The 13,214-nt window shown below is 33.8% G+C and carries 15 protein-coding genes; 4 read left to right on the top strand and 11 right to left on the bottom strand.

Annotated features, from left to right (window positions below; genetic code table 11):
• Positions 1-124 precede the first annotated feature (124 nt).
• On the bottom strand, positions 125-1,288 hold the full coding sequence (locus tag AT726_RS11420; RefSeq protein ID WP_068759620.1) for a CD0519/CD1768 family membrane protein: 1,164 nt from the start codon (positions 1,286-1,288) through the stop codon (positions 125-127).
• A gap of 548 nt (positions 1,289-1,836) precedes the next feature.
• Here AT726_RS11420 and AT726_RS11415 point away from each other — a divergent pair.
• Entirely contained in the window at positions 1,837-2,658 is an 822-nt protein-coding gene (locus AT726_RS11415) for a hypothetical protein (RefSeq protein ID WP_055275412.1), read from the top strand.
• A gap of 237 nt (positions 2,659-2,895) precedes the next feature.
• On the opposite strand, the gene AT726_RS11410 is transcribed toward AT726_RS11415, so the two are convergent.
• The 5 genes from AT726_RS11410 to AT726_RS11390 form a co-directional block, all read right to left on the bottom strand.
• Positions 2,896-3,138 carry a hypothetical protein gene (locus AT726_RS11410; protein WP_144436976.1) on the bottom strand — a complete coding sequence of 81 codons (243 nt, stop codon included), beginning with the start codon at positions 3,136-3,138 and terminating at the stop codon, positions 2,896-2,898.
• A gap of 335 nt (positions 3,139-3,473) precedes the next feature.
• Positions 3,474-5,783 (bottom strand): bifunctional glutamate--cysteine ligase GshA/glutathione synthetase GshB, encoded by a 2,310-nt coding sequence (gene gshAB / locus AT726_RS11405; RefSeq protein WP_068759619.1) that lies wholly within the window; start codon positions 5,781-5,783, stop codon positions 3,474-3,476.
• Positions 5,767-7,095, bottom strand: a complete 1,329-nt coding sequence (locus AT726_RS11400; RefSeq protein ID WP_055275407.1) for an MATE family efflux transporter — start codon at positions 7,093-7,095, stop codon at positions 5,767-5,769. Before AT726_RS11400 ends, gshAB begins: the two co-directional genes overlap by 17 nt.
• Before the next feature lie 13 nt (positions 7,096-7,108).
• On the bottom strand, positions 7,109-7,507 hold the full coding sequence (locus AT726_RS11395; RefSeq protein ID WP_055275405.1) for an arsenate reductase ArsC: 399 nt from the start codon (positions 7,505-7,507) through the stop codon (positions 7,109-7,111).
• Between the two features lie 5 nt (positions 7,508-7,512).
• Positions 7,513-7,812 (bottom strand): ArsR/SmtB family transcription factor, encoded by a 300-nt coding sequence (locus AT726_RS11390; protein ID WP_068759618.1) that lies wholly within the window; start codon positions 7,810-7,812, stop codon positions 7,513-7,515.
• Between the two features lie 358 nt (positions 7,813-8,170).
• Between AT726_RS11390 and AT726_RS11385 the strand changes: the two genes are divergently transcribed.
• A complete protein-coding gene (locus AT726_RS11385; protein ID WP_055275404.1) occupies positions 8,171-8,665 on the top strand; it encodes a DedA family protein in 495 nt (164 codons plus the stop codon).
• 174 nt (positions 8,666-8,839) lie between these two features.
• Here the strand turns inward: AT726_RS11385 and AT726_RS11380 are convergent, their stop codons facing one another.
• Both AT726_RS11380 and AT726_RS11375 read right to left on the bottom strand, forming a co-directional pair.
• Entirely contained in the window at positions 8,840-9,253 is a 414-nt protein-coding gene (locus AT726_RS11380; protein ID WP_055275402.1) for a YtxH domain-containing protein, read from the bottom strand.
• The gene (locus AT726_RS11375) at positions 9,253-9,537 is read right to left on the bottom strand and encodes a hypothetical protein (protein ID WP_070099785.1); all 285 of its coding nucleotides are present in this window, start codon (positions 9,535-9,537) and stop codon (positions 9,253-9,255) included. The genes AT726_RS11380 and AT726_RS11375 overlap by 1 nt, the downstream gene beginning before the upstream one ends.
• A 306-nt stretch (positions 9,538-9,843) precedes the next feature.
• Here AT726_RS11375 and AT726_RS11370 point away from each other — a divergent pair, with 306 nt between their 5' ends.
• The gene (locus AT726_RS11370) at positions 9,844-10,446 is read left to right on the top strand and encodes a DUF445 domain-containing protein (protein WP_068759617.1); all 603 of its coding nucleotides are present in this window, start codon (positions 9,844-9,846) and stop codon (positions 10,444-10,446) included.
• 167 nt (positions 10,447-10,613) lie between these two features.
• Here the strand turns inward: AT726_RS11370 and AT726_RS13335 are convergent, their stop codons facing one another.
• The 3 genes from AT726_RS13335 to AT726_RS13450 form a co-directional block, all read right to left on the bottom strand.
• Complete coding sequence (locus AT726_RS13335; RefSeq protein WP_237297112.1) at positions 10,614-11,144, bottom strand: alpha/beta hydrolase family protein; 531 nt, start codon at positions 11,142-11,144, stop codon at positions 10,614-10,616.
• Positions 11,145-11,149: 5 nt separating this feature from the next.
• Positions 11,150-11,659, bottom strand: coding sequence for an alpha/beta hydrolase (locus AT726_RS13330; protein WP_237297110.1), 510 nt, complete (start codon positions 11,657-11,659; stop codon positions 11,150-11,152).
• A gap of 285 nt (positions 11,660-11,944) precedes the next feature.
• Positions 11,945-12,073, bottom strand: a complete 129-nt coding sequence (locus tag AT726_RS13450; RefSeq protein ID WP_256644721.1) for a hypothetical protein — start codon at positions 12,071-12,073, stop codon at positions 11,945-11,947.
• An 876-nt stretch (positions 12,074-12,949) separates the two neighbouring features.
• Between AT726_RS13450 and AT726_RS11350 the strand changes: the two genes are divergently transcribed.
• On the top strand, positions 12,950-13,165 hold the full coding sequence (locus tag AT726_RS11350) for a helix-turn-helix domain-containing protein (protein ID WP_055242286.1): 216 nt from the start codon (positions 12,950-12,952) through the stop codon (positions 13,163-13,165).
• Positions 13,166-13,214: the final 49 nt, after the last annotated feature.

Raw genomic sequence — 13,214 nt, 5'->3', positions numbered from 1 at the left:
TTTTTCATAAGATTATTATAACACGTTGTGATATATTCGCCTCTACTTTTTTTCCTGTTTTTTATAAAGTCACCTCTTCCTCATTATTACTGTATATAAAAAAAGTTGCCAAAATAGCAACTTTTTATACAAATAATAAATACAAGAAATGCGCAACCATTCCTGCAGCAATTCCACCAATCGTATGAGAAATAATGGCTTTACTACTTAATTTACGCACACCTAAGGCATCCATCATCCCAACATGTGTACTTAAATATCCACTCCAGCACATTCCCATTGCGGTGAAAACGGCAATATCGTTTGGAGTAATCACATTTTCAGTAATAAATCGTGGAACTAAAGACATTGCGGCTCCAACAGCTCCTAACGATGTAACTGGAAAAGCGATTGCTTGAGCATTTGTAAATCCAAATAATGGATTCAAAATAAACATTAATTTCTCACCTAACGCTGGGAGTAAAGCGACTCCTTCATAAGCGACTCCTAAATAGACAGCTTCTCCTGTTACTGGATCAGTCGATGGTCCAAATGTTAACAACATCACAAAGGTACAAATAATTAACACACCTGGGATAATCGATAATCCCATCTCGACCCCGGCTTTCCCACCTTCAAGCATCGCATCCAGCACTCGTTGGAATAAATTACCATCACGAATTTCACGGTAATCTAGTCGTTCAATAACTTCTTCCTCGTTACTTTCTTCTTGTGGTTGATTGGCATAATATTTTTTTGTAAAATGAAGCATTAATCGAACACTGATGATACTTCCAACAATCGCTCCAACATTTCCAATTAAAGCAGGAACAATGAAATCTGATCCAAGCGCCATCATGAATGTTGTCACAATTAATCCCATTCCAAATGCTGTTCCTAAGTTACATAAAGCTGGAACTTCGTAACGTTTGAAAAATTTTTGAAACTCTTTATCTTTAGCAAATGAAATAATCGCTGGATTATCTGATAAATAAGTAGCAATCGCTCCAATAATACTTGCCCCTGGCAATCCATATAAAGGACGAATAAACACTGATAATAATCTATTAATTAAGGTAATGACTCCAAATTCAGATAATAAGGCACTCAGTGCTCCTGCTAGGACTGCAAGTGCCATAATAAAGAACACCGTATCTAATAATAAGTCATGGGCTGTTTCCATAATGACGCTAAACATGATTCCCGCGCCCATTTTGTTACCAATATAACCAAATCCAACTAATAAAACACCTAAAAACACAAAGGTTTCAAGGCTAATCGATTTGACCTTTCGTTTTTCTTGATTCATTTCTTTGACTCCTTTTCTCACTTTAACTCATAACCTCATTATATTTAAAAAGCACTCCTTATTCAACGACAAAACCTGACACAATTTTTACCATTTCATCATCTATTATTGAAAATAATTCCAAAAAATAAAAAACCACAGTTTAACTATGGTTTTCAAGTACATAATTGTATTTTTTTGACGTTTAAAACAAATGAACATCATATCCTAAACCTTTCATAAGCCCCTCGTGATTACCGATTTGAATCATTCGCCCATATTCAAACTAATGTATCAATAGTTTGACCTAACCCTGGCAGAAATAACATCTGAATACAAGCGGATAAAAACACAAACACAATCCCAATTAGATTAGAGACTTTATAGTCTTAAAAAGCTGATTATTACTTTTTTTCATCATCCTCATCTCCAACCTAACATCCTATCACCTATCAATTTAACATTTTTCATAAACGAATAAATATAATTTTGAAATTTTTTAACTTTTATGATAAAGATTCCACTAAATCGACCATAATATTAAAAACTAGTTTTTTTGGGAGGCTATCATGAAAATTAAACAAATTATACCGTTATGTTTTCTAGGAGGTGTATTCACTCTCTTCGGTCTTTACACCACAAGAATTCCCTTTAAGCCTGAGTTGATTCAAGAGTCCTCTATTAGACTCGACTCAAGTCGGACTGTTTCAACCCCTCTTTCTAAATTATTGGAAAATCAGACTTCGACATTAGTAAATGCTACTTCGCAATTCCAACTTCTTAATGAGCAACGTGAAGATTTAGAAATTGAAATTCAAACCCTAAAACAACAGATCGACGAATTGATGATTCAAAGAAATATTTTAGTGGAAGAAATCAGTCCTTATATAGAATCGATTTCGATTCAAATTTTAAATCCTTTAACAAAAATTCAACAACAACTTGAAAAACAACTTCAAAAAAAATCACAAGATTCTGTGATTGAGGACGTTCTTTATGTAATTAGCCACGCTACCAATGCCGTTGAGCAATATATGACAAATCCAAATGAACCTACTTATGAGACCTCACTCCAAACTGCATTTAGACTCATGGATGATGAACTAGCTCAACACGATGTTAATTCTGTTATGAGTGTTGCTTCTGAAATGATACAATCTGGCTATACGAATACTATGATTCGAATGAAGCTTCAACAGTCAAAGGAACTATTACAAGCCTTTGAAGCCAATTATATCGCGGTTGAAAATGATGAGACTGCCCAGTTCAAAAGAAGTAAACAACAACAATTAGCTACGGAAGACGCTTTAAATTTAAAAGCACTTCAACTCGATGAGTTAGCCCTTCGTTTAAGTGGAATTTTAGATGAAATCGAGCAAGTCACCCAATAAAAGAACAATCTAAGAGTAAACAACTAAGAAAATACATCGAATTAAAAAAATTTAAAAGACTTTATTATTAAAAACCTAAGAAAATAAGTATATCAATGCTTTTTTCTTAGGTTTATTTTTTCTTATATCATTTTTACAATCTCAAGTGAATGAGAAAATTATACCCTTAGTTCATCTTAAAAAATGATAATCCTCTCTTTACTTAAAGTCGAAATCACATGATGTGTTACCATTCTTTTATTCTCTATCTCCTGTTTCCATCCCCAACATTGCACCATAAGACTCAAATAAATTGTTATTAGTTTGTTCAATAAATGCTTCATGCTTGTTTTTGTTCAAAGACGTAAAGTTATTCAGATCACTTAAACCATCCATACTAATTCCTTGTTTGATGACCTCTTTAATCAAACTTTGTGTCACTACGTCTAAATCTTCAAATCCTACTAATGAAAATGGTTGATGCAATTTATAACATATCATTTCTCTTATTCCGATATCCCCCCCTATTTAAACTAAATATAACGCTAAACCTAATTAATCATGCATTCAAAAATGTAAAACAACAAAATGAACGATGCTACTTTCTAAGGTTTTAACAATATAGACTATCCTAACGCATGTTATATTTAAGAATTATGTGTTTAATATTCTTAAACGTACCCAGGATTCCTACTCTTATCATTCTTTTGAAGCTATCTTTTTTTGCTCTAACTTTTTATGCTTCAAAAATTTCTATACTCATTAAAGCATGAACTAATAAAAAAAGGTTATCTCTCGATGACTATAAAATTTTAGTCATTTTGAGATAACCTCTTTTAACTAATGAAATTTAAAGCTTTCAAAATGGACTGAGCCACTGGACGACCTTTTCCGATTAACGGATATGTATGAATATGAATGGCAGGATTATAATTCATTTCAATAATAGAATAGTTAGATGACTCATCTCGCCAATCCTCAATAATCATATCAACCCCGCAAATGGCAACATTTAAATCTTTAGCTGCTTTTCTAGCAATCTCTTTAAAACGTGAAGGCATTTGATCCGTCATGTCAACACTATCTCCACCAGTACTAATATTAGAATTTTCTCGTAATTGAATCTTCTCACCTAGTTTAGGAATAGAGGTAAGTGTTAGCTGTTGCGCCTCTAAATAAAGATGTAAACTAGCATCAATTTTAATTTTTTCTAACGGGCGATTATAATTTACTCCCCGTATTGGGTGTTCATTTTTTTGTTGAATTAACTGTTCAATCGTATGAATTCCATCACCTGTTACATTAGCTGGAATTCGTTGTAAAACACCAACAACCTCATCATCTATCACTAAGAAACGATACTCATTACCCCTTTGAAATTGTTCAACTATTACGCTTTGATCATGGTTAAAAGCAATCTCGAGTGCTTGCTGAAACCATTTTTTCGAATTCAATTGTTCAATCATTGTAATCCCAAGACCAAAGTTTGTACTTTTCGGCTTAATTACAATATGTTGATTAATAAATTGCGAATATGAAGCTAATGCAGCTGGTAAAGAGGTAAATACTTCTCCCATCGGAACAGAAATCCCTTTATCCCTTAACATCCTCTTTGTTATCACCTTATTCTCCATTGCTAATACCGCACTGTAAGAATCCAATGATGTTTTAGTTGCTTGTTGAATAAACTCTTCCCGCTTCCCTTTCTTTAAGCAGATGAAATTATCTGAGCGATCAAGCACTTCTATGTGAATGCCTTGTTTAATGGCCTCCTTGATCAAGATTTGTGTAGATAGCTCCAAATCTTCAAATCCAGCTAAGGAATAAGGCTGATCCAACACGTTCTCTTGATAGGCTTTAGCTAATTCAAGATTCACCTTCACATAATCACTATCAGAAACAAGCTCTATCATTTTTGCCGAAATCGTTTCATTTGGATTTAAAATTTGATGACGTTTATCTTCTAAAATATCATCTAAATTAAATGAAAATGTCTCATTAATTGTTTGCATTTTATCTAAAATAGATTGTGCCCAATCTGACAATAAAATCTCCTGACCATTTTGAATCAACCATAATTCTGATTGTAATCCATCCATTGCCACTCGACGTTCATTTTCAGTCGCCTCTTCTTGCCACTGGTCGTATTCTCGCTCATCCATTTCAAGTAAAAACAGAATAAATAAATGGATAAATTGTAAATCTGCCAATGAAATTCCAGTCGCCTCAAAGGGATTTAAGTCAATGGAACGGATTTCAATATACTCAATTCCATCCTGAAGTAGTGATTCCATTAAATGAATAGGATCTTTTGCTTTTAAGCGAATTGGACTATAAAACTCTTTAAAACTCGAGATATCTCCACGTTCAATATACTCATTTAATGAATGAACGTAATGTGCCGCATCTGTATAATCAACATAAATCGGCATGTGATTTTGATAACCACATGGACTATTCCTAAAAGAAACTGCACCTAATTTTGAGTAACTATGTGGGGCAACCTCCTTTGATGAGACGCGACATTCACTACAGTAGCTCTCATCGACAACCGGTGATGCCCCTAAAAGATAAATCAATAACCAGCGATAGCGGATATAGTTGCGCACCACTTTTAAATAGATTTGATCCTTAAATAATCGATAGTCTAAATTTGTAGAGCTTGCTTCATATAGCTTTTGAATTAACGATTCATTAAATGAAAAATTGTAATGAATGCCTGAGATCAGTTGTTTTTTTCCTCCATACTTCTCAAGCAATGCCTGGCGATAATTCATTGCGGCCCTTCCCGCTTCACCCTCTTCATAAAGGGCAATTGGAATTTCTTGCTCCATACTAATGAGACAAGGCATCGATTGTGGCCATAAATATTCATCTTCTAATTCAGATACGGTTATCTGATAAAGCGCATTTAAAAATTGGTAAGCTTCTTCGACAGTTGAATAAGTTGGGGTAATCATTTCAATTTGACTTTCTGAAAAATCAGTGGTGATATACGGATTTGACAGTTTGTTCCCAAAAGCTTTTGGATGGGGTGTTAACGCTAACTCTCCTTCAGGTGTCACACGTAGTCCTTCACGCTCGATTCCAAAATTAGCATACCACAAATCTTCTTTATGTAATTCTTCTTTAAATTGCAGCAACATCCATGATTCCCTCCTTTCCTTTTTTATAATAAACATAAGCTGCTAAAATACCTTTTAATACCATACTTACACTAATACTCAACCAAATTCCATTCACACCCATCCATTGAGTAAATAGCCAGGCCATTGGAATTCGTGCTGCTGTAAAAACAATACTAATCGTAGCGGGAATTTTAGGCATCCCTAATCCCACAAAGGCTCCATTAAAAATAATTTCAATTGCCATAAAGACTTGAGTTAAGCCAACAATTCGCAAATAATTAGCAGTAATTTCAATCGTTTGTCTATCCGTCACAAAATATCGAGCCAACGACTTAGGGAACACTAAAAATAAAACCGTTGTTAAGAGCGCGTAAAGCAATCCTATGATGATTGCCACTCGTACCCCTTCTTTAATCCGATTAAAATTCTTTGCACCATAGTTTTGTCCAACAAAACTCGCAATCGCACCATTTAGTCCACCAATCACCATATACGTGATTGATTCAATTTGTAAGCCTATTTTTTGTGCCGCAATAGCCTCTGTGCCAAACGACGTAATCATTTTCGCTAAGAAGATACTAACCAGAGTAAATAACAGTCGTTGAGAAGACATCGGAAGTCCAAGTCGAATCATTTTCAGATACGTTGAAACTCCATATTTAGCGGTTAAATCTAGCTGAAACAACTGTTTTGATTTGATATAAAAACAAAGTGTCATGACCACATTAGCGATTAATGTGGCTAACCCCGCTCCTAAAACGCCTAGTTTGAAGGTATAAATAAAGAGTGGATCTAACATGATATTTAAAACAACCCCAATGGCACTAATTTTTAATGCCATTTTATTTTGTCCAAAACTATTAAAAACACGCGTATACCAAAAATTAAAAAATGAAAAGATTAACATTGGTGAACTGACGACTAAATAGGCATAGCCTTGTAACTTAACCCATTCATTTTGAACATTTAAAAACGAAATAAACGGCTTTCCTATCCAAATAACAAACAGAGCAAAAAACAATCCAAATAATAAATTAAGACGAAACCCCGTACTTAAATACTTTGATTGTTCTTCTTCATCTTTTCGTCCAATAGCATGCGAAACTAAAATCCCAGTACTAATCACAATACACGCTTGAATGGCATTGGCTACTCCAATTAAAAAACTTGACGTTCCAATACTTGCAACGGCGTCACTTCCTAATCGTCCAACTAAAAGCATATCTACCAGATTATACGTGAGTTGTAACACTGAGCTCGCCATAATAGGTAAAGCTAAGGCTACTAAGACAGAAACGACTTTTCCTTGTGTTAAATCAATTTTCTTCATAGCCACACCTCTTTTATAACTCGTTTCTTCGAATACGCTTGACTAAATCCTCCATCTTTTCTTTAATCACATCGCGTGTCTGACGAAAGATTTCATCACTTTTTCCACTTGGATCTTCAAGTCCCCAATCCTCTCGATGTGTACATGGTAAATGAGGACACTTTACATTACATCCCATAGTAATTACAATATCTACTGATGGAATTTCGCTTAATAACTTGGGACGCTGTGTTAAAGTCATATCAATCCCAATTTCTTTCATCATGCGAACGGCATCTGGATTAATACAATCACGTTCTTCTGTTCCTGCAGAATAAGACTCGAAGACATTTAAACCTAATACTTTTCCAAACGCTTCTGCCATTTGTGAACGGCATGAATTATGAACACAAACAAATGCTACTTTTTTCATTTTAACTACTCCATTCTTTCCTTATGATGAGCAGATTGCTCATTTACTTCTTGAATTAATTGTGCAACAAACGGATAGCGGATAAATACATTTTCTGGTATATAATAATGGACCCACTGTCCTCGCTTGGTTGATTGAATTAGACCTGCTTGCTTTAGCTTGATAAGGTGCTTGGATGTGGAAGACTGAGAAATCTCTAAAGCCGGTTCAATTTCACAGACACATTTTGTTCCTTGCATTAATAAGCACATGATCTGAAGTCTTTTTTCATCTGCTAATGCTTTTAAAACATCAACATAGGTCATAGTTACCTCCTTATATTCCAATTCGAGAATATTCTCTTATGGGAATATATTAACTTAAATTAAATTGTCTGTCAATTTAAATACTCCCCTTTAAAGTGTATTTTCAGTTCAAGTGATTCAACCACTAGATAGAAACAGAAATGTATTCTATATTTCTAAATCAGTTCTAGTTGGTGATTTGCTTTAATACTAAAGCGGACTATATTCGAAGACACTGTATCCTCACTTGCAGGTCCTAAAATTTTTTAAGCTGTACAAACTTATCTTTACTGACATAAGTTCAGAGAAAATGTTAAGATGCTTCCTCACTTAATTTATGCTATAATGAATTTAAAACTTATAAGTAGAGGAATGAATCATGCTATCATCTGATATTTTGAATTATTTAGACCAATATGGGCCACTGCTCGTTTTTGTCATTATGTTTTTAGAAGCCTTAAACTTAACTGGGATTCCTTCTTACATCATTTTGCCGGCAATCGGTTTTTTTATCGAACAGAGCCCATTTAGCTTTTTATTTATTTTGGTCATGACGCTTCTTGGGAGTATTAGCGGTTGTCTCCTATATTATATCGTGGCTCGAAAATTCGGTCGTTCAATGTATAACTACTTTTATCAAAAGTTTCCTTTAGCCAAACGAGGACTAGATAAAGCTAGCGAATTAAGCGAACGTTATGGAGCCATGATGTGCTTTACTGGACGAATTATCCCTACTGTTCGCGTCTTTATCTCACTCATGTCTGGAGTTTTCCAAATTCCATTTAAAACTTATCTCATTTATTCTGCTGCTGGAATCACAGTATGGAATTTTATTACGCTATTCATTGGATATTTAACCGCCATTTATTCATAAAAAAAACCTCCAATCGGAGGTTTTTTTAGATTCTATACTATGGGGTGTAGGTGACATTCTCCCCCCTCTTCTTTCGGACAAAAAAATAAAAGGAATCAAACCGCTCAAAAAGCAGTTAAACTCCTCTCGATTACATTTATAAAAATTCTTTACTCATACGAGTCGACAAACAACCTATTTTTCTAACGCTTCAACTTCTTCTAAGTCTTCTAATGTTTGTAATGTCTCAAGCATTTTTTCATCTTCTAATTCATCAGCTAAAGCTAATGGTGGCATTGTTTCAGTTTGATGTTCTTCAATCACCACTTTTAAATTTGCTACTCGTTCATTTAATGCTTTAAATTTTTCTTCAATGATTTGAATCGATTCTGAGAAATCAAAATTAGTAATCGATGTTTTAATTTCTTCTAGCTGTTCTTTACAAGTTGTCTTAAACGCCTCTTGATCAAAATCTTTAATTTTATCTTGTAAATCTTCCACTTTTTCTAATAAATCGGCTTGTAATTCTTTCCCTGATTTAGGTGCTAAAAATAAAGCAGCCGCCCCTCCAACTAAAGCTCCTAGTGCGAAAATATAACGTTTTTTCATTAACTCATCATCCTCTTTTTTAATTTTCGTTTCTTTCTTTGACGTCTAACAAACATAAAAATGCGCCAACTAAGTTTTAGACGATCTTTCATTTCATTCAGCTTTGAATGCATCTCCCAAGTTACTGACTCAGGTATTGCTTTTAACTGCTCCGTACTACGTTTAATTTCAAGTGTTTGCTGATCAATATTTTTTCGCGCACGATTTAGTAAAAAAGTGCCTGAAAAAGTGATGACAATTAAACATGCAATTGATGTGAGCATTAACCAATCATACAATGTCAAGTGTATCTGCCCTTCTTTCTCCTAATGACTCTGCTTGTATTATAAACCGGTTCAAAAACTGATTCAACACCTTCGTGCGTTTCATTAGAAATTTTTACATTTTATAGTCTATTTTACCGTATAAAAATGTCGACTTCCATTAGTATTCATCTATGCAAGAAGAAAATTAATCTAGCTCTTATTATCCCCCTTCTTCACAAATATCCCCATTCAGCATCAGACAGCTTATCTATTCAAACAAGCTATTTTACTTTTTACCTAGTCTTATGTTAAAATGAAGGATATTTTCGTTTAGGAGGAAGCTACATGAATCACTTGATGACCATCGTTATTTTAACAATTGTAGGGGCCTTAATTGGATGGATTACAAATATTTTTGCTATTAAGCTTTTATTCCGTCCCCTTCACCCCATTAAAATCCCATTTACCCCATTCGTTCTCATTGGTTTAATACCAAAACGTCGCGCAGAACTTGCTAAAACGATTGGAGAAGTGGTTGCTCACGAATTACTTTCCGTTGAGGAATTGATTGATGAGACCGTCACTGATGAAGACCTCCGAGAAATTAAAGGCTACGTCAAACGAAAAATCAAAACTGTAATTGATGAAAAAATGTCGATAGTTCCCTTTCCATTTAAGGCGATGATTCAAGGACCAATTGATCAGATGATAGATGAAGAAGTCGACCAAGGATTAAATGAAGTCATTGTTAATATTAAAGATATCGTTCAAACCCGCTTAAATATCGAGCAATTGGTTGAAAAAAATATTAATGCTCTAGATTTAAAAGAACTTGAACAAATCATCTTAAAAGTGGCCAAAAAAGAACTTCGACATATTGAATGGCTAGGCTTTTGTCTAGGAGGCCTGATCGGACTCGTTCAAGGAGTTATTTTAATGTATTTATAAACAAAAGACTGTATCGCATTTGATACAGTCTTTTTTACTTCGATTTAACTTTTACTCTTATGAACTAAATCTCGGACTTAAGACAACTGATGAAACTAATTGCTAATAACATTTTATGTGACATCAATGAAGATGACAGTAAAATAATCACTTGTCATAATCATTTCTTATTCATACTCTTTGACTATCCATTGATTATAAAAATCGATGATTTGTTGCATGACCGATAAATCTAGTCGCTTTTCTACATCATATAAGACATCATCATACATCTGACGAGTTTCTTTAGGCATTGCGTGGTAGGAACCATACTCTTCTTCTATTTGAGTGCGTAGCGTTTGATTTAACCTTTCATCCACAACAACATCGTGTCCTCGATTTTGATAACTAATAAATTTAAAATTGCCTCTCGTTCCAAATAAGGCTTCATACTTGGAAAAGGATTGATCATAACTAATTACCTCATCATCTTTACTATGCATAAACATGACATTAACATTCGTATTTGCTAAAACTTCTAAGCCATTTAAACTCGCATACTCCCCAAATTTAAGCTGTTCATACAACCTAAAATAAGGTTTTAATAGATGAAAGACTGAACCAAACAGTCGACCTCCAAGCTCATCAATAATGTCTGTCGATTCATAAAAACCAGACCGTTCAACAACTGCTGTAATATCTAAATGATGATTTAACACAGCTATTACGGCATACCCCCCATACTATGACCGTAAAGCATGATAGGTAAGCCGTCAAATTGTTCATCGTCTTTTACATAGTTAATTGCATAATCTAAATCAATCACCGCTTGTGGAAGTCCAACAATACTTTTTCCTTCACTCTCATCATTCCCTGTCCCATCATAAGCAAAAACGGTATAACCATTTTGAGTCATATAATAAATTTCAGGTAAATATGTATTATGTCCCGCTCCTAATCCATGAGCAACAATAATCACTCCATTCGGATGGACGACTTCTGGATTGGTATAGACATATCCAGCCAATAACTGATCATGATTTGACTTAAAGTATGCTGGAGTTTGCTCTAAATTTTCAAAATCAGAAACCTCATATTTTAAATGTTGGGGTGTTTCATTACGACTACCAAACTGCTTTTCATAGATGATCACACTAATCGTCATCGGGATTACAAAAAAGATGAAGATACTAGTTAGTAAACCAATCACGAGGTACTTTTTTCGCTGCCTCAATCTAGCTCCCTCCTCATTTTCTCACGGATTGCTTGCTAGATTATATGTATGAATTTTATAGTTATTCTATGAAAAACTCCCAATTACCATTAATTTCAAGAATGAGTCGATAAAATTTAAAGTCTAAAACAGATGCTTTTGAGTTTAAATATAATTCATATAGTCTGCCCTCACCATTTGGAGAATCTGTCGTTTGATAGAGCAAAAATAATGGATTCTTTTCATTTGTATCACTTAATCCCAAATCAAGTAAGCAATTATCTCCTTGATTAAATTCATTAAACTTTACCTTAAAGGGATAGTTTGTCCTTCATTAAGGCTATTTGCATTTGCATCTCTTGCCCCATCTGTTAGTGTGATTGATGTAATATCTATTTTAAATCCATTAATGACAAATGTCTTTGTTTCCTCCATCTTCTCATCCCATTTCTCACCTATTAATACGTTTAAAATCTTTAATATCCCTTAAAAACAAAAAAAGTCGCTCAAGCGACGTTAAAAATTAAAATGATTGGATGATTCAGTCAAATATGTGACCAAACTAACCATCATCCGAATAAGGTAACCGATCATTAAAAAGAGAATGATGGCTATTGTACACAACATAAAGGCACAAGCAACCTTTGTTAAAGCTGTGACCTTAAGCAAAAATTGAGTTAAACCAATTATACAACCACAACAAAAAATCGAAAATATAACAACCACTATTATTACGAGTAATATTAAAAGTTCAATCATCTAATTCCCCCATGATTCATGATTACTATTCATTTAGTTTTACTCTTATTTTAACATATCTATCTCACATTTTACATAAATAACCTATATTTGTTAATGATATTAAAGATTTACTCACATCTTTCAATGGATTGAATATTATTTTTACACTCTCATACTGCCTCACCGTCAGTCTTGTCGTTTCTTTATTCATAAAAAACAATAACTTATTTGAGAAAGACACTAAAAATCAAGTCTAATTAAGATTATCGAATTAAAAAGAACTTCGTCATTGACAAAAACTGATAAACTAAGCCGATGTGATGTACACCCCAAATATTAGACTTAAAACTCTAATGTTACGGGGTATTTTCATGTTGAAATATAACTTAGAATTTAAAGGACAAACATTTAGAAGAATCTTCAAGTTATACTTCCCTTGATTAGAAAGATAAAATTCTAAGTACGAAACAAATTCAGGAATGGGTGAGACAACACAAACGATATAGGGGAAAAAGAATTGGTACAAAACAAACATATGCTGGTAAATTTAAGTTAAATGTATTAAACGATATGAAAACAACAGGTGCCTCATATAGTATGACTGCAAATCACTTTGAAGTTTCAGAGATTAGAACAATCGCCAATTGGAATACGAAATTTCTTAAGGCTGGGATCGAGGCTTTATTTAGATCGAAAGGAAGGCCTCGATACGACATGACAAACCCAAATCAACCGAAAGAAACGAAATCATTAACTTGCGAACAACCATTAGAAGACGTTAAATGATTAAGAATCGAGATTGAATCCTAAAAAAGTGCAAGGCGTACGGATTGGA

Origin of the sequence: Turicibacter sp. H121 (genome assembly GCF_001543345.1) — a bacterium.
In the GTDB taxonomy this organism is placed as follows: domain Bacteria; phylum Bacillota_I; class Bacilli_A; order MOL361; family Turicibacteraceae; genus Turicibacter; species Turicibacter bilis.
Note: the sequence above shows the minus strand (reverse complement) of the source record. Positions and strands in the feature narration are given on the sequence as shown.

What these genes read in the sequence shown, in the direction of transcription:
- AT726_RS11420 (WP_068759620.1), bottom strand. Translation starts at nt 1,288, where the DNA reads ATGAATCAAGAAAAACGAAAGGTCAAATCGATTAGCCTTGAAACCTTT.
- AT726_RS11415 (WP_055275412.1), top strand. Translation starts at nt 1,837, where the DNA reads ATGAAAATTAAACAAATTATACCGTTATGTTTTCTAGGAGGTGTATTC.
- AT726_RS11410 (WP_144436976.1), bottom strand. Translation starts at nt 3,138, where the DNA reads ATGATATGTTATAAATTGCATCAACCATTTTCATTAGTAGGATTTGAA.
- gshAB (WP_068759619.1), bottom strand. Translation starts at nt 5,783, where the DNA reads ATGTTGCTGCAATTTAAAGAAGAATTACATAAAGAAGATTTGTGGTAT.
- AT726_RS11400 (WP_055275407.1), bottom strand. Translation starts at nt 7,095, where the DNA reads ATGAAGAAAATTGATTTAACACAAGGAAAAGTCGTTTCTGTCTTAGTA.
- AT726_RS11395 (WP_055275405.1), bottom strand. Translation starts at nt 7,507, where the DNA reads ATGAAAAAAGTAGCATTTGTTTGTGTTCATAATTCATGCCGTTCACAA.
- AT726_RS11390 (WP_068759618.1), bottom strand. Translation starts at nt 7,812, where the DNA reads ATGACCTATGTTGATGTTTTAAAAGCATTAGCAGATGAAAAAAGACTT.
- AT726_RS11385 (WP_055275404.1), top strand. Translation starts at nt 8,171, where the DNA reads ATGCTATCATCTGATATTTTGAATTATTTAGACCAATATGGGCCACTG.
- AT726_RS11380 (WP_055275402.1), bottom strand. Translation starts at nt 9,253, where the DNA reads ATGAAAAAACGTTATATTTTCGCACTAGGAGCTTTAGTTGGAGGGGCG.
- AT726_RS11370 (WP_068759617.1), top strand. Translation starts at nt 9,844, where the DNA reads ATGAATCACTTGATGACCATCGTTATTTTAACAATTGTAGGGGCCTTA.
- AT726_RS13450 (WP_256644721.1), bottom strand. Translation starts at nt 12,073, where the DNA reads ATGGAGGAAACAAAGACATTTGTCATTAATGGATTTAAAATAGATATT.
- AT726_RS11350 (WP_055242286.1), top strand. Translation starts at nt 12,950, where the DNA reads ATGAAAACAACAGGTGCCTCATATAGTATGACTGCAAATCACTTTGAA.